The organism is Dyadobacter jiangsuensis (assembly GCF_003014695.1).
Classification (GTDB): Bacteria; Bacteroidota; Bacteroidia; order Cytophagales; family Spirosomataceae; genus Dyadobacter; species Dyadobacter jiangsuensis.
In genome coordinates this window covers 195,430-209,529 of the sequence record NZ_PYAS01000002.1, presented here as the reverse complement: position 1 = coordinate 209,529, position 14,100 = coordinate 195,430, and the positions used below count along the sequence as shown (strand labels likewise).

The following is a 14,100-nucleotide window of genomic DNA, read 5'->3' as shown; positions in this document are numbered from 1 at the left end:
TCAGTTTGCTGATGAAGATTATTTTGTAACGGTAACCGCTGCGCCTTCGCTCAGGTTGATCTGGCCGGTCGTAACCACCGTCTCGCCCGATTTCAGGCCCGCCAACACTTCCACATTGTCGCCTACCTCACGGCCCACTTCGATTTTACGCTGCTTCGCCACGCCGCCTTCCACTACATACACGTACGGGTTACGCACACTCTCCACGAGTGCGCTGCGTGGGATCAGGAGCGATTGCGAGCTACTTTTCTGCTGGAATTCAACGGTTACGAATGTACCGGCTTTCAGTTCGGTAGAATTTTTCACCACGATTTCCACCGGATAGTTATGCGATTCGTCGCCTTGCGGAGCGATGTAGGAAATCACGCCGTCGATCTTCTTACCGGGGAAAATGCTGGTGCTCACCTGCACGTGCTGACCTTCTTTGAGTTTGTAAACATCATTCTCGTTGATCATCACCTGCACTTTCAGGCGCGATACATCCAGGATCGTTCCCAGCGAAGTCCCCACATTTACATATTCGCCCGGCTCGATGTTCTTCTTCACAATGCGGCCGCTGATCGGCGCCTGAATGGATGCGTCGGTGATCTGTTGTTTGATCTGCTCCGCCTGGTTCAAGGCATTTTCGTAGTTGTATTTGGTATCATTCACCTGAATTTCAGTCGCCGCATTACCTGCCAGCAATTTGGAGTAACGGTCGGTATCCTTTTTCAGTTTATTGATATTCAATTCGGTAGCTTCCAATGAAAGCTCTTTCAAACGGCTATCCACTTTCACGATCGTCGCGCCCTGGCTTACGTGCGTACCAAGCTCATATTTAACTGCCAACACCTTACCGGCCGCAGTAGCCATAATTTCCGCTTCCTTGAAAGGAATAAGGCTACCCGTACGGATCAACTGCTGGTCGGCGCTCCCCTCCTGCACGGCAACGGCCGTCACCGGAATAGTCACATTTTTATTATCGGGCATTTTCTTCTTCTCGTCGATCTTCGCCTTGTTGGCTACCAGTCTGAGGCCGATCAGAACGCCTATGAGTGCAATCGAGCCTATGATGATAAGTTTTCTTTTCATGGGTATGATTCAATGTTGAATGACTGAATGATTGAATGACCGAATAGGTCAATTTTTGTTGTTGATGAAGTGCTATGGTAATGCTGTGTAAAACTCGTTGAGGCTGCCGGTCGACTGTTCGAGGCCCAGTTTCGCCTGGTAGTAGCTCAGCATCGAGTTGATATAGTTGCTTTGCGACTCTTTGTACGAAGTTTCGGCATTGAGCAAATCCGTCAGCGGCACAGTGCCCTCGCGGTATTGCAATGTGGTCACATCATACACCTCTTTCGCGAGCGTCACGTTATTTTCGTCGCTTGCCAGGTTCGATTTCGCTTTTTGCATCTGGGTCAATGCGTTGCTGTTTTGGAGCTCGTAATTCTGTACATTGAGTTTCAACTGCTCTTTCTGCGTCATCAGGTTCAAGTCAGCCTGTTTGTATTGCGCGTCGCGGCGGAAGCTGTCGAAAATCGGGATGCTTACCTTCAAACCGATAGCACCGTAGCTGAACCAGTTGCCCCAGGAAGTACCGAGGTCATTACCCAGCGCCTGCACACCATAGCGACCGTAAACCGATACTTTGGGCAAATAACCCGCTTTGATCCGCGCCTTTTCCAGTTGCTGCAAGTCCATGTTCAGGTTCTGTATTTTGAAATCCGTCAGATTGGAAGCATCGAATGCGCCAGGCTCCACGATTTTGAAAGGCTGGTCGAGCGGATTATCCGCCAGCGCGAGCTGGTCGCTCAGCGGCATACCCATCTGGAATTTCAACTGGTTTTCGGACAGCGTAAGGTTGCTCTCCGCCAGTGTCAGCTGAGATTTAATATTGTTCAGATTCACCTGCGTGCGGTCGTAATCCACTTTCTTGATCACGCCATTATCGAGTTGCAGCTTCAAAGTGCTCAGAATCTGGCTGGTTTTATCGAGGTTATCCTTTAAAAGCGCGATCTGCTGCGAGGTTACAAACACCTGGTAATAGGCGTTCGCTACATTATAAATAATCGTCTCTTTCGTCTTGCGTGAGTTCAGGGCCGCATTCTCCTGGTTCGGCTTGTTGGCTTGAATACCCACCAGCAGCGACTGGTCGAAAATCACCTGGTCTACCTGCGCCGATGCATTGCTCTGGTATTTGGTACCCAGCGCCACGCGGCGGTCCTCGCCTCCGAAAAGCGCACCCGGCAACACGGTCGATTGCAGTTTCAGGTTATCATCCAGCGACGCGTTACCTGCCACCTGCGGCAGATAGCCTGCTAATGCCTCCCGTCCCTGCTGCACCGCCGTACTCTCCTTATACTGAGCTATTTTAACGTTTCCGTTATTCTTGATTCCGTACGCAATGCAATCTTTAAGCGTCAGGCGCGTTTGCGCCCAACCCGGCGCCACCGAGGCGGCTACTGCGATGATTGCGGCTATCCATTTACTTTTCATTGGACCTGTTGTTGATTATTTGTGGCTAATGATAGATAGTTGATACCTCTACTGGTGATATGTCAACTATTAATTCAAAAAAATTATTTGTCTACTACCTTGACGACGCGATCCAGATAACCCAGGAACGTCGTCCATTCCTGCTCTGTAAAATGCTCCATAATCTGGTTGTTGAATGCGATCGCCAATGACTGGATGCGCTCGCAGACAAACTTTCCACTCGGTGTAAGCGATATCAGGTTCTTTCTTTTATCCTCAATATCACTTTCAATTTTCAGGAACCCATCCTTGTGCAAAGTCTGCACAGAGCGCTGAATTCCCGCTTTATCTTTTTGTAAAATATTGGCAATGTCCTGCTGCGTCCGAGCCTGTTCCTGGAAATATACAACCATCAGAATCGGCAGCTGCTCGGCAAGTACTGGAATACCCTCGTTGACGAGCTCCGCATTCATTTTCTTGAAAACCGTCTTGGTTACGGCGCCCAATTTGAATTGCAAAGAGTTCTTCAATTCTTCCCGAAGGTTCTGCCAGCTATCTATGTTAGTGCTCATGGTAATGCAAAGGTATATTGTGTTGATATGTCAACCAAATTTTAAATTGAAAAGTTTCTGATCTCAGGACTAATGGTAGTATGGTCAGGATGAACGGTCAACAAAAAGAGCGGCGACATCGATCATGCCGCCGCTCTCATGATTTTCTAAGTACGTCTTACTTCCCGAGGGTTTTGAAAAGTGTACCCTTCGTAACCTTGTCGGTAAGCGCCATGCCGTTGATGATCGCCAGTTCGTCGAGCTTGCCGTCGGGCTGGTTATTGTCTTTCAGCAAGTCGCGCAATGTCGCCTCGCGCTGTGCGGTTTTAATGCGGATACGTTCCGGCTGGCGGTTGAGGATATTCGGGTCGGAAACCGATTTGAAACCCTGCGCCACCGAACGGAACTGGCTGGCGTTGGCCGCGTAGTTGCCCACCGAAGCCACGCCGTGAATGGCATAAATGTTACCGCCGTACTGGATCAGCCAGGTACCCACCTGAATGGTATTGGCCGTCGCGGCCGCTGCCTGCCCATTTGCCGCCTGCTCCACCTGCTGCGACACCATTACCAACGCCGGATTGCCATTGATAGTCGCCTTCTCATTGTCCAGCACTTTCAGACCGTAATTCTTCACCACCGCCTGCGACGCTTCCTCCAATGTTTTTCCCTGCGCGAGCGTGAACAGCATCATCGATTTGCCATCCTTGGCCGCCATCTGGAACTGTACGGGTGAGTTTTCGTATTGCCAGCCGCTGGGTACCGGGAACTGGAATTTCAAGGAAGGATGGTAGAAATTGTTGTTTTCCACGAAGCCCTGCTGCGGATCATTGCCATAAATGATGCCATCGATCTTGCGCAAGTACACATCGCGGTTCACATTGTACTTGCCTGGGTGTGCGGTCTGATAGTCAGCGGCCAACTTGCCTACCTTCTGCATCCTGTCGCCCGGATCGGGGTGTGTCGACTGGAATGTAGGAATGGACTGGCCCGCTTTTTCAGAGATTCTTTTGAGAGTACCAAAGAAATCGGCCATCTCTTTCGCATCGTACCCGATCTTGCTCGAATAATCGACCCCGATTCTGTCAGACTCTGTCTCATGATCGCGGCTGTAACTCAAAAAGAGCAAGCCTAATGCCTGCTGCGCCTGCTCGCCCATCGCACGTACCTGCGGGGAGAGGATCATCCCTGCTGCCAGACCCACCTGGCCAAAGATCTGCGAAGTTTGCTGCCGCGCCGAGTGGCGTGCGGTAATGTGCCCGATCTCGTGCCCGAGAACGCCGGCGAATTCGGCCTCATTATTAAAATGCGCCATAATTCCCCTTGTGAAGTATACGTAACCACCGGGTACTGCAAATGCGTTGACGACCGGCGAGTCCACGATGAAGAACTTGTAGGGCAGGTCGGGCCGGTGCGAGATCTTCGCCATGGCCATACCCTTTTCGTTGATGAAGGATTGCAGGTTCTTATCGTCGTAAATGCCCATAGTGGCCACGATAGACGGGTGCGATTCGGCTCCGAGCGCGATCTCTTTCTCTTGCGACATGAAGACGATCTCTTTTTTGCCCGTCACCGGATTTTTGGAACAACCTGCGAGCATTCCAGCCACCACAAAAGCCGGCAGAATGCGAAATGCGTATTTCATTTTCATAAAACTTGAAAAATGACTTGTTAGAAGGAGATGGTCAAAATTAAATGTTCTCGCCAATTATATGCAAAGAATCATGCCAAATATGACGGTTGACCACCGACGGCCGACGATCAATGGTATGTTTTTGAATGGTTGCGCGTGAAAGTCATTTATAGTCACTTGTTGTCATTTGTAGTCAGTGAATCACCAATGACAATACCTGACTATAAATGACAACACATGACAATGCCCGATAGCCAAACGCTATTCGGCGGTCGGTAGTCGGCGGTCAATGAAAAATATTCTATAAATTACGTCTTCGTCCACGACTCAGGTGGAACAAAACTTTTAACACAAAGCCCTTATCGCACATCGCATGACGCACCATTTACTGCACTATGAGTTTTAAAAAGATCACATATAGCGCGCTTCCCTCCTGGCTCGCCCGACTGGATTTCCTGGGTCTTTTCGAGAAGGACCCGTTTGGCAACTACCTGGCTGTTAAAAGATTACTTATTTTTATATTGGGCTGGTTTACCTATTACCGTTACACGGCCGTCAATAAAATCCGCATTACTGGCACCGAAAACCTGATGGACCTGCCCGACCAGGGCGTGCTGTTCCTTTCGAACCATCAGACTTATTTCGCCGACGTCATCGCGTTCTTCCATATTTTTTGTGCCGTCAAATGGGGCTATAAAGACACCATGTCCCCGCCATTTTACCTGCTCTCGCCGCGCGCCAGAATGTATTACGTGGCAGCCGCCGAAACCATGAAAGGTGGTTTTTTACCCAAAGTGTTCAGTATGGGTGGGGCCATTACTATCGAACGTTCCTGGCGCGCCAATGGCGAGGATGTGAAGCGCCAGCTCGACACCTCGGCGCAGGACCGCATCGGCATGGGTTTGCAGCATGGCTGGGTCGTGAGCTTCCCCCAGGGAACCACCAAACCGTATGCCCCTGTACGCAAGGGCACAGCGCATTTGATCAACGACCATCACCCGATCGTGATCCCAGTCGTCATCAATGGTTTCAGAAGGGCTTTTGACAAAAAAGGATTGCGTTTCAAAAAACGTAACACCCGGCTGACGGTGCAATTCAAACCGCCCATGCATTTCCACCCCGACGAATCGGTGGAAGAAATGGTTGCACGCGTTACACAGGCGATCGAGCAGGAGCCTCCGGGCGACGGTTCGCCGGGCGACGCCACGCCGCAACCGGAAGCCTGACCTGGTATACTTTTTTCAAACCTGATACCATGGGAAAGAAAGTACTGATCACCGGCGGAACGGGCCTCATCGGCCAGCGGCTGACGCAAATGTTACTCACAAATGGCTACGAAGTGGCATTCCTGAGCAGGGAAAAGTCGAACATCCCGTCCGTTCAGGTTTTTGAGTGGGATATTCAAAAGGGTTATGTCGAAGAAGGTGCGCTCGATAACCTGCATTTCCTGGTGCATTTGGCCGGTACCAATGTCGGCGAAGGTCGCTGGACGGAAGAACGAAAAAAATCCATTCTCGAAAGCCGCACCGAATCGATCCGCCTCATCGCCCGTATGCTCGCCGAAAAGCAGATAAAACCGGCTGCATTCGTGTCGGCGTCGGGCATCAGCTACTACGGCCAGGATACCGGCGATGCCAGAAATACCGAAACCACGCCCGCAGGCCGCGATTTCCTCGCGCATGTAAGTATCGAATGGGAAAAGGCGGCGAACGAAATTGCCGCATTGGGCGTCCGGACGGTCAAGCTCCGAACCGGCATTGTTATCAGCAAAGACGGCGGTGCTATCCCCAAAATGGCATTGCCTGCCCGCTTCGGCGCAGGTGCCCCGCTTGGCTCCGGGAAGCAATGGATGTCATGGATCCACCTCGACGATATGTGCCGCTTATACATCCAAGCGCTGGAAAATGAAAGCTGGCATGGGGCCTATAATGCCGTTGCAGCACCGCCGGTAACCAACGAAGCGCTTACAAAAGCCATTTGCAAAGCCCTAAATCGCCCTCAATGGCTCCCTAACGTCCCTGCATTTGCCTTAAAACTGGCCTTCGGGGAAATGGCAGCAGTAGTATTGGGGGGGAATTACGTAGTGAATGAGCGAATTGCGGATGAAACGGGGTTTGTGTATCGGTATGGCGATTTGGAAAGTGCGTTGAGAGAAGAGCTTTCTTGACCGCCGACGGCTGACGATCCACGGCCGTCACTCTTCCTCCTCATCCCCATCCTCCAACTCCTCCTCCTCCACCGTCAATACCTGTACAGTTTCGAGCCATTTCTCCCGCTGTACCTGCGCCTTAAAATCATCGAGCACATTCAGCTGCACATTACCATTGCTAAAAACCGACATTTGTAATCCTACAAATGCGAGTGCTTCGTTCAGGCGTTCTTCGAGTGGGGCAGCGCTGAAAATGCATTCATCCCAATACCATTCCAGTGATTCGCCGGCTACTTCTTCTACAATACTGATGTAGTCTTCCAGCGTATAACCGACAAACGGCTTCCCGAAGCGCACCCAAAGCAGCTTCATGACATCGTCCAGCGACTGAGCATGATTGGTTTTCTTCCTCAAATACAGATCCAGAATGAGTGCTACCAACGCGCCTTTGTGATACACCGACACTTTCCGGTTCGGAATGCCCTTTTCATAACCATCCAGCCAAAGGTCGAACGACGATTCCGCGAGCGATTGCGCCGCGTGGGCGCTGCTTTCGAAATGGCGCTTCATATATACCTGTAATTCCTTGACGTAGGCATCGTCGTTGAACACACCGGCGCGTCTCAGGAAAAGGTCGCCATAGTAGGTCGTGCAACCTTCGGCAACAAAGCAGGTTTGGAAGTAGTTTTCTTTGGTAAAATCATAAGGTAAAAGCTCTGCCGGGCGAATGCGGATGATATTCCAGGCATGGAAAAGCTCGTGCGAGCTCACGCCCAGGAGGTCGGAATAGAGGCCCTCGCCTTCATCGTCGGGGCCGAGTACGATCATCGTGGAGTTTTGGTGCTCTACGCCATGGTAAAATGCCGTGGGCAATATCAGGTTCAGGAAATGGTAATCCTTTTCCGGAAACTCTTCCATCATGGCAATCTGCTCCCGCGAGAAACGCCGGAAATCGCGCTCGATGCGCCGCCAGTTGGGTTTGAGATTGCCATGCATCCATATCTTAAACTGAATGCCGCGGACTTCGTATTCGCATTTCTGCAAAGTTCCGGAGGCGAGCATCGGGCTATCCACCAATTGGTAAAAATCTCTTGCCGCTAATGCATTCTTCCCTGCCGATGGTAATCCGCAGGCAATCTGGTAACCTTCAGGTAAATCGAGTTCCACACGATAGGGTTCGGTGATCCGGCCCTCGGTGTACATGCAGAAGTTGATGAAGTTGAGGTACCACAATTCTTCGTCTACATAGCTGCTGCCCGCATTTTGAATGGATGCGTAATAGGTATAGTGAATGCGTACCTCGTCTTGACCAGCCGTTCCAACCCGCCAACGGTCTTTGGTTACCTTATGGAGGGGCAGTTTGTGACCAGCGGTTGAGGTCGCTTCGATAAATTGAATATTTTTGGCGAAGTTTTGAAGCTCGTACCGCCCCGGGCGCCATGCCGGCAGCTGGATTTCGATCTGTTCGCTATGGATTTCGGGGATGGTGTAGGTAATGTCAAGAAAACAGGATTGTGGGTCAGGAACCGAAATGTGATAAAGCATAGACGAAACGCGTGGTGTTAAGAGGAGCCGGAAGCGCAGTTTCAGTAGACAAAAATCAGATAGTCCTACGTTACCAGTTACAACATTATAAAATAAACGATTTTAAGATGAAAAGTAAAATTCTCCTGCCATTCCTGTTTCTCCTGGCGGTTTTGATCAGTCCTTCGCTGATGGCGCAGAACGACGAATACTACCGCCCCGATTCGCTTCGGAAGGAACAGCCGGAAAGAAAGGAAATACCTCCGGTTGAAAGAAAACCACAAAACGACAAACCCGTATTGGCGGAAAAGAAGAAGCTGGCAGATTTTGAAGATAAAAAGTTCATCGAAAGACTGCGCCTCGGAGGCAGCTTCGGGCTGAGTCTCGGAACGGTTACGAATATCAACCTTTCGCCCATGGCTGGCTATGAACTTACCGAAAAGCTTGTAGGCGGCGTGGGTGCCACCATCATGTATTTCCGTTACAAATATTATGATATCAACACTGCTTACTATGGTGGCCGTGCATTTATGATGTATAATGTGGTTCCGCCCGTCAATATCATCGCGGAATACGAAGCGCTGAATGTCGAAGGCTCGTATCAAAAGCGGCAATGGCTCGGTTCCCCGATGGCGGGAGCATCCTACTCACAACCCATCGGCGGGAAGTTTATTAAAGCGGTACATTTGACGGCGCTGTACAATTTCAGTTACGACAGTCAGATCGATAAATACAGCGGCCAAAATCTATCGCCCTACGGCAGCCCGTTTGTTTTCAGGGTAACATTCCTGTAAACATTATATTTGGACCTAATTTTTAAGTCTTCATTTGAACTAACCATTCAGATGAAGACTTTTTATTCAATAGCAACATCAATTATGGAAAACCCCGTATTAATCTTCGGCGCCGGCGACCTCGGAATGCAGGCCCTGGATATTTTCAGAAGAAATAATGTACTCGTGTACGGTTTCCTCGACGACCACGCGGAGCTGCACGGTAAAGAGTTCGGCGACGTGACCGTGCTCGGCAATACCGACGACACGAGCTACCTCAACATTATAGGCTCCAAATGCGAGGCATTCATCGCGATCGGCGAGCGCTCGGTGCGCGAACGCCTCGTAGAATCGCTGAACGAGGAATACAAGAATATGCCGGTAAACGCGATCCACGACACGGCGGTGATTTCGGGCATGGCGTCGATCGGGCATGGTAACCTCATTGGGGCCCGCGCGACCATCGGCGCACGTACGGTAGTCGGCCATCATTGCCTGGTGCAAACCGGTGCTATCATCGATACATCGGCCATTGTAGGCGATTTCGTAACCATCGGTGCGGGCGCGATCGTGAACGACCGTGTGACACTCGGTGACGGCGTATTCATCGGTTCAGGTGCGGTGATCGTGGCCGGTATTCAGGTAGGCAAGAATGCCCGGATCGGTGCGGGATCGGTGGTGGTGGAAAATGTACCGGCCGGTGCTACCTATTTCGGGAATCCGGCGCGGAAAATCTGATAACGCCAAAGAATAGCGGCGGACGGGCAACAATTTTCCGGCCCAATGTTTTTTATTAAACTGAAACACATTACCTTTGCACTCCTTTTGACAGAAAAAGTGAAAGAGCTAAGTAAATACAACATAGACATTTACGGTTTGGAAGACAAACAGTATGACTATGATATGGAGTCTGGCGATGCTTTTTTTGAGGAAATGGAGCAGGATCTGATCGAGCACGGGCACTTCAAAACGCACGTGATCCTAAGCAAATCGGCAACGATGATCCAGCTTCGTTTTCACACAACAGGAAGCGTAACCCTGACTTGCGACCGCAGCCTGGAAACGTTCGAAGAACCGATTGATTCCGACGAACGCATCATATTGAAGTTCGGCGATCACAATGAGGAGCTCACGGAAGAGATCGAGATCATCAGCCGTAACACCAACAGGATCAACGTAGCACGTTATATTTTCGATTTCATCGCGCTGTCGTTACCGGTTAAAAAGCTCCACCCGAGCCTGCGTACCGAAGAGGATGATTTCGATTTGGAGGATGGCGAGGAAGAGGGAACGCTGGTGTATACCTCGGGAGCAGAGGAGGAAGGGGAAGAAGGGGAGGATGAAGAGAAGATCGACCCTCGCTGGGAAGCGCTAAAAAACCTGAAAAAGTAAAACCTTCTCTTTCGATCCGTCGGTTAAAACCGACGGTAGAGGATTGAAGGGGCAGAAAAAGAATCAATTTGCCGCCAGCTTCAGCTGACGGATAAAAAGATAGAGCACAACAGCTCAGATTATAAAAAAGTAAATAACAATAGACCAAAAATATCATGGCACATCCTAAGCGGAGACATTCCAGCACCCGTCGCGATTCACGCAGAGCGCACGATTTCCTTACCGGAAAGCAGTTGGGAACTGATGCTACAACCGGAGAAATCCACCAATTGCACCGTGCACACGTACACGAAGGCAATCTGGTTTACAGAGGTAAAGTTGTAGTTGAGAACTATACTAAAACGGTTTAGTTTCAGTCGATGAGCAATTCAATTTCGCAGCAGCCCTATAAAAGTTGTTGCGAAATTCTTTTTTACTGCGGCACATCTGCTAAATTTACACCTTCGGTTTCTAACTTATTTGTCAAAATAACAGCGTGTAAATGAAAATTGCGGTAGATGCTATGGGGGGAGATTTAGCTCCGCAAGCAATTGTTGAAGGGGTCATTCAAGCCTCTTCTGAGCTACCATCCGAGGCGAGAATCGTTTTAATTGGCCGTGAAAACGTGATCTGGGAGATTTTCAACCAGCACAATTTCACTCCTACTAATGTTGACGTCGTTCACGCAGAAGATGTAATCGAGATGGGGGAACATCCTACCAAAGCCCTTTCTCAAAAGCCCAATTCCAGCATTGGCGTGGGTTTCAAGCTTCTGAAAGAAAAAGAGGTAGATATATTCTGCAGTGCAGGAAACACAGGTGCCATGCACGTGGGCGCCCTTTTCAGCATTAAAGCTATTGAAGGCATTCTTCGCCCCGCCATCGCAGGCCTCGTGCCGCAGGTAGGAGGAGGATACGCCGTAATGCTCGACATCGGTGCCAATGCCGATTGCAAGCCGGAGGTCCTTTCGCAGTTTGGTGAAATCGGTTCGATTTTCGCCCAGCATACTTTCCAGATCGACAAGCCAAGGGTTGCGTTGATGAATATCGGGGAAGAAGAGCAAAAAGGCTCCCTCACTTCACAGGCTACCTATCCCCTGCTGAAACAAAACAAACGCATCAATTTTATCGGGAATATTGAAGGGAAAGATCTCTTCACCAACAAAGCTGACGTGATCGTTACCGACGGCTTTACCGGCAATATTTTGTTTAAACTCGGAGAATCTCTGTACGAGATTTCGAAGAAAAGAGGTTTCCAGGACGATTTTATCGACCAAACGAACTACGAGTCCATTGGAGGCAGTCCCATTATCGGGGTGAATGGAAATGTGATGATCGCGCACGGGGTATCGACACCTCTGGCTATCAAAAATATGGTTGACTGGGCTTACAAGCAGGTGAAATCCAAAGCGTACCTGCACATCGCCCAGGCATTGAGCTAACAACGGATGCTGACAACCACATGACTATGAAAAAACTGAAACTGTCCCTTTTTACCAAATCTATTCGGATTTTGAATAGTTGATTTATCATGACCCATATTAAAGCCTCTATAACAGGAATACAAGGTTATGTGCCTGATTATGTTTTGACTAATGCAGAGTTGGAAACAATGGTTGCGACGAACGACGAATGGATCGTTAGCCGCACAGGCATCAAAGAAAGACGTATTCTTAAAGGCGAAGGTTTAGGAAGTTCACATATGGGTGCGGAGGCAGTAAAGGGTTTGCTGGCCAAAACCAATACAAGTCCCGGAGAAATCGACCTGCTCATCTGCGCTACTACCACACCCGATTTTGTTTTCCCGTGCACAGCCAACCTCATCTGCGATATGGTCGGCATCCGTAACATCGGAAGCTTCGACATCCAGGCTGCCTGCTCGGGTTTTATTTATGCATTGACACTCGGCTCACAATTTATCGAGACCGGAAAATATAAAAAGGTGATTGTCGTAGCTGCGGATAAAATGTCTGCCATCGTCGACTACACCGACCGCAAGACCTGTATTCTCTTCGGAGACGGCGCGGGCGCTGTGTTGCTCGAACCGGACACATCCGGAAACGGCATCCTGGATTCGATCATCAAGTCGGATGGGGCGGGTTATCCTTACCTCAACCAGAAAGCCGGGGGAAGCCGCTACCCGCCTACCCACGAAACGGTAGAAAACAGGCTGCATTACGTTTATCAGGATGGTGCGCAGGTGTTCAAATTTGCCGTCACCAATATGGCCGACATTGCTGCCGACATCATGGAGCGCAACGGCTTGAACAGCGATAACGTAGCATGGCTCGTGCCACACCAGGCCAACCGCCGGATCATCGAGGCAACCGCCAACCGGATGGGCGTGGGAATGGACAAAGTCATGATGAACATTCACAAATACGGAAATACCACAGCGGCAACTATTCCGCTTTGCCTGTGGGATTATGAATCACAACTTAAAAAAGGCGATAACCTGATTCTTGCCGCATTCGGCGGAGGCTTTACCTGGGGCGCTATGTACCTCAAATGGGGTATCGAATCTTAGGCATGTGATTTTCAATAAAGCATTATCATACAATTCATTAGCATAAAAATGGCAACTACTGCAGATTTGCGTAACGGTTTGGTGATCCATTTCAACCATGATCTTTTTCAGGTGATTGAATTCCAACACGTGAAACCCGGAAAAGGCAACGCGTTCGTACGTACCAAACTGAAAAGCCTTACTAGCGGCAAAGTACTGGATAATACGTTCTCATCTGGCGCAGGCATCACGCCCGTGCGTGTGGAGAGACACAAATTCCAGTTCCTATATAAAGATGAGGTTGGTTACAACTTCATGAATTCCGAGACATTCGACCAGGTATTGATCGACGAAAAGCTGGTGACCAACGCCGACCTGATGAAGGAAGGCCAGGAAGTTGAGATCCTGATCAACACTGAAAACGATGCAGCGCTGACCTGCGAACTTCCTCCTTTCGTGGAGCTTGTGGTAACTTATTCGGAGCCGGGATTGAAGGGCGACACCGCCAACTCTCCCAAGAAAGCCATCGAAGTAGAAACCGGTGCGCGCATTATGGTACCTCTTTTCATCGACGAAGGTGAAAAAATCAAAGTTGACACACGCACATACGAATACGTAGAAAGGGTTAAATCTTAATTAAATGGAAACCAAAGAAATCCAAAAACTGATTGACTTCATTGCCCAGTCGGGACTTGATGAAGTGAATATTGAAACGGCAGACCTGAAAATCAAGGTAAAACGCTTTGCCACCGCACCGGTAGTAGCCTACACTTCGGCACCTGTTGCGGCACCTGCGCCTGCGATCGCTCCTGCGGCTCCCGCAGCAGCTGCACCGGCCGCTCCGGCTGAGCCAGCGGTTTCCAAAGAACCAGCTTCTTCGAACCTCATTACGATTAAATCCCCGATGATCGGTACATTCTACCGCGCGTCGAGCCCGGAAACACCGGCATTCGCTAACATCGGTGATGAGATCAAACCCGGAAAAGTTGTTTGCGTGATCGAAGCGATGAAACTGTTCAACGAAATCGAATCCGAAGTATCAGGTAAAATCGTGAAGATCCTGGTTGAAAACGCAACTCCGGTAGAATTCGACCAGCCATTGTTCCTGGTTGAACCTGCATAATTGCAGCGAACGAAAACTCA

General features: G+C 49.8%; 15 protein-coding genes. 10 read left to right on the top strand and 5 right to left on the bottom strand.

The features are described from left to right. Positions 1-18: 18 nt before the first annotated feature. From CLV60_RS04155 to CLV60_RS04140, 4 genes are all read right to left on the bottom strand, one after another. Complete coding sequence (locus CLV60_RS04155; RefSeq protein WP_106594138.1) at positions 19-1,071, bottom strand: efflux RND transporter periplasmic adaptor subunit; 1,053 nt, start codon at positions 1,069-1,071, stop codon at positions 19-21. A 72-nt stretch (positions 1,072-1,143) separates the two neighbouring features. Continuing rightward, positions 1,144-2,475, bottom strand: coding sequence for a TolC family protein (locus CLV60_RS04150; RefSeq protein ID WP_106594137.1), 1,332 nt, complete (start codon positions 2,473-2,475; stop codon positions 1,144-1,146). A gap of 83 nt (positions 2,476-2,558) precedes the next feature. Continuing rightward, positions 2,559-3,026, bottom strand: coding sequence for a MarR family winged helix-turn-helix transcriptional regulator (locus tag CLV60_RS04145; protein ID WP_106594136.1), 468 nt, complete (start codon positions 3,024-3,026; stop codon positions 2,559-2,561). A 157-nt stretch (positions 3,027-3,183) separates the two neighbouring features. Beyond that, the gene (locus tag CLV60_RS04140) at positions 3,184-4,653 is read right to left on the bottom strand and encodes a M48 family metalloprotease (RefSeq protein ID WP_106594135.1); all 1,470 of its coding nucleotides are present in this window, start codon (positions 4,651-4,653) and stop codon (positions 3,184-3,186) included. A gap of 377 nt (positions 4,654-5,030) precedes the next feature. Here CLV60_RS04140 and CLV60_RS04135 point away from each other — a divergent pair, with 377 nt between their 5' ends. Beyond that, positions 5,031-5,861 (top strand): lysophospholipid acyltransferase family protein, encoded by an 831-nt coding sequence (locus tag CLV60_RS04135; RefSeq protein WP_106594134.1) that lies wholly within the window; start codon positions 5,031-5,033, stop codon positions 5,859-5,861. A gap of 29 nt (positions 5,862-5,890) precedes the next feature. Then, entirely contained in the window at positions 5,891-6,802 is a 912-nt protein-coding gene (locus tag CLV60_RS04130) for a TIGR01777 family oxidoreductase (RefSeq protein WP_106594133.1), read from the top strand. 27 nt (positions 6,803-6,829) lie between these two features. Here the strand turns inward: CLV60_RS04130 and CLV60_RS04125 are convergent, their stop codons facing one another. Next, the gene (locus tag CLV60_RS04125) at positions 6,830-8,329 is read right to left on the bottom strand and encodes a M61 family metallopeptidase (protein WP_106594132.1); all 1,500 of its coding nucleotides are present in this window, start codon (positions 8,327-8,329) and stop codon (positions 6,830-6,832) included. Between the two features lie 107 nt (positions 8,330-8,436). On the opposite strand from CLV60_RS04125, the gene CLV60_RS04120 reads away from it, so the two are divergent. The 8 genes from CLV60_RS04120 to accB all read left to right on the top strand — a co-directional run bounded on the left by CLV60_RS04120 (position 8,437) and on the right by accB (position 14,080). Beyond that, positions 8,437-9,102: a hypothetical protein gene (locus CLV60_RS04120; protein WP_106594131.1), complete on the top strand. Its 666-nt coding sequence runs from the start codon at positions 8,437-8,439 to the stop codon at positions 9,100-9,102. An 84-nt stretch (positions 9,103-9,186) separates the two neighbouring features. After that, entirely contained in the window at positions 9,187-9,819 is a 633-nt protein-coding gene (locus CLV60_RS04115) for an acetyltransferase (protein WP_106594130.1), read from the top strand. A 45-nt stretch (positions 9,820-9,864) separates the two neighbouring features. Continuing rightward, a complete protein-coding gene (locus tag CLV60_RS04110; protein WP_106594129.1) occupies positions 9,865-10,473 on the top strand; it encodes a YceD family protein in 609 nt (202 codons plus the stop codon). A 155-nt stretch (positions 10,474-10,628) separates the two neighbouring features. Beyond that, positions 10,629-10,823 carry a 50S ribosomal protein L32 gene (gene rpmF, locus CLV60_RS04105; RefSeq protein WP_015813599.1) on the top strand — a complete coding sequence of 65 codons (195 nt, stop codon included), beginning with the start codon at positions 10,629-10,631 and terminating at the stop codon, positions 10,821-10,823. Between the two features lie 131 nt (positions 10,824-10,954). After that, positions 10,955-11,893: a phosphate acyltransferase PlsX gene (plsX, locus tag CLV60_RS04100; RefSeq protein ID WP_106594128.1), complete on the top strand. Its 939-nt coding sequence runs from the start codon at positions 10,955-10,957 to the stop codon at positions 11,891-11,893. Between the two features lie 89 nt (positions 11,894-11,982). Beyond that, positions 11,983-12,978 (top strand): beta-ketoacyl-ACP synthase III, encoded by a 996-nt coding sequence (locus CLV60_RS04095; protein ID WP_106594127.1) that lies wholly within the window; start codon positions 11,983-11,985, stop codon positions 12,976-12,978. A gap of 48 nt (positions 12,979-13,026) precedes the next feature. Then, positions 13,027-13,593 (top strand): elongation factor P, encoded by a 567-nt coding sequence (gene efp, locus CLV60_RS04090; RefSeq protein WP_106594126.1) that lies wholly within the window; start codon positions 13,027-13,029, stop codon positions 13,591-13,593. 4 nt (positions 13,594-13,597) lie between these two features. After that, the gene (accB, locus tag CLV60_RS04085; protein WP_106594125.1) at positions 13,598-14,080 is read left to right on the top strand and encodes an acetyl-CoA carboxylase biotin carboxyl carrier protein; all 483 of its coding nucleotides are present in this window, start codon (positions 13,598-13,600) and stop codon (positions 14,078-14,080) included. The last annotated feature ends 20 nt before the right edge of the window (positions 14,081-14,100 follow it).

What these genes read in the sequence shown, in the direction of transcription:
- CLV60_RS04155 (WP_106594138.1), bottom strand. Translation starts at nt 1,071, where the DNA reads ATGAAAAGAAAACTTATCATCATAGGCTCGATTGCACTCATAGGCGTT.
- CLV60_RS04150 (WP_106594137.1), bottom strand. Translation starts at nt 2,475, where the DNA reads ATGAAAAGTAAATGGATAGCCGCAATCATCGCAGTAGCCGCCTCGGTG.
- CLV60_RS04145 (WP_106594136.1), bottom strand. Translation starts at nt 3,026, where the DNA reads ATGAGCACTAACATAGATAGCTGGCAGAACCTTCGGGAAGAATTGAAG.
- CLV60_RS04140 (WP_106594135.1), bottom strand. Translation starts at nt 4,653, where the DNA reads ATGAAAATGAAATACGCATTTCGCATTCTGCCGGCTTTTGTGGTGGCT.
- CLV60_RS04135 (WP_106594134.1), top strand. Translation starts at nt 5,031, where the DNA reads ATGAGTTTTAAAAAGATCACATATAGCGCGCTTCCCTCCTGGCTCGCC.
- CLV60_RS04130 (WP_106594133.1), top strand. Translation starts at nt 5,891, where the DNA reads ATGGGAAAGAAAGTACTGATCACCGGCGGAACGGGCCTCATCGGCCAG.
- CLV60_RS04125 (WP_106594132.1), bottom strand. Translation starts at nt 8,329, where the DNA reads ATGCTTTATCACATTTCGGTTCCTGACCCACAATCCTGTTTTCTTGAC.
- CLV60_RS04120 (WP_106594131.1), top strand. Translation starts at nt 8,437, where the DNA reads ATGAAAAGTAAAATTCTCCTGCCATTCCTGTTTCTCCTGGCGGTTTTG.
- CLV60_RS04115 (WP_106594130.1), top strand. Translation starts at nt 9,187, where the DNA reads ATGGAAAACCCCGTATTAATCTTCGGCGCCGGCGACCTCGGAATGCAG.
- CLV60_RS04110 (WP_106594129.1), top strand. Translation starts at nt 9,865, where the DNA reads ATGTTTTTTATTAAACTGAAACACATTACCTTTGCACTCCTTTTGACA.
- rpmF (WP_015813599.1), top strand. Translation starts at nt 10,629, where the DNA reads ATGGCACATCCTAAGCGGAGACATTCCAGCACCCGTCGCGATTCACGC.
- plsX (WP_106594128.1), top strand. Translation starts at nt 10,955, where the DNA reads ATGAAAATTGCGGTAGATGCTATGGGGGGAGATTTAGCTCCGCAAGCA.
- CLV60_RS04095 (WP_106594127.1), top strand. Translation starts at nt 11,983, where the DNA reads ATGACCCATATTAAAGCCTCTATAACAGGAATACAAGGTTATGTGCCT.
- efp (WP_106594126.1), top strand. Translation starts at nt 13,027, where the DNA reads ATGGCAACTACTGCAGATTTGCGTAACGGTTTGGTGATCCATTTCAAC.
- accB (WP_106594125.1), top strand. Translation starts at nt 13,598, where the DNA reads ATGGAAACCAAAGAAATCCAAAAACTGATTGACTTCATTGCCCAGTCG.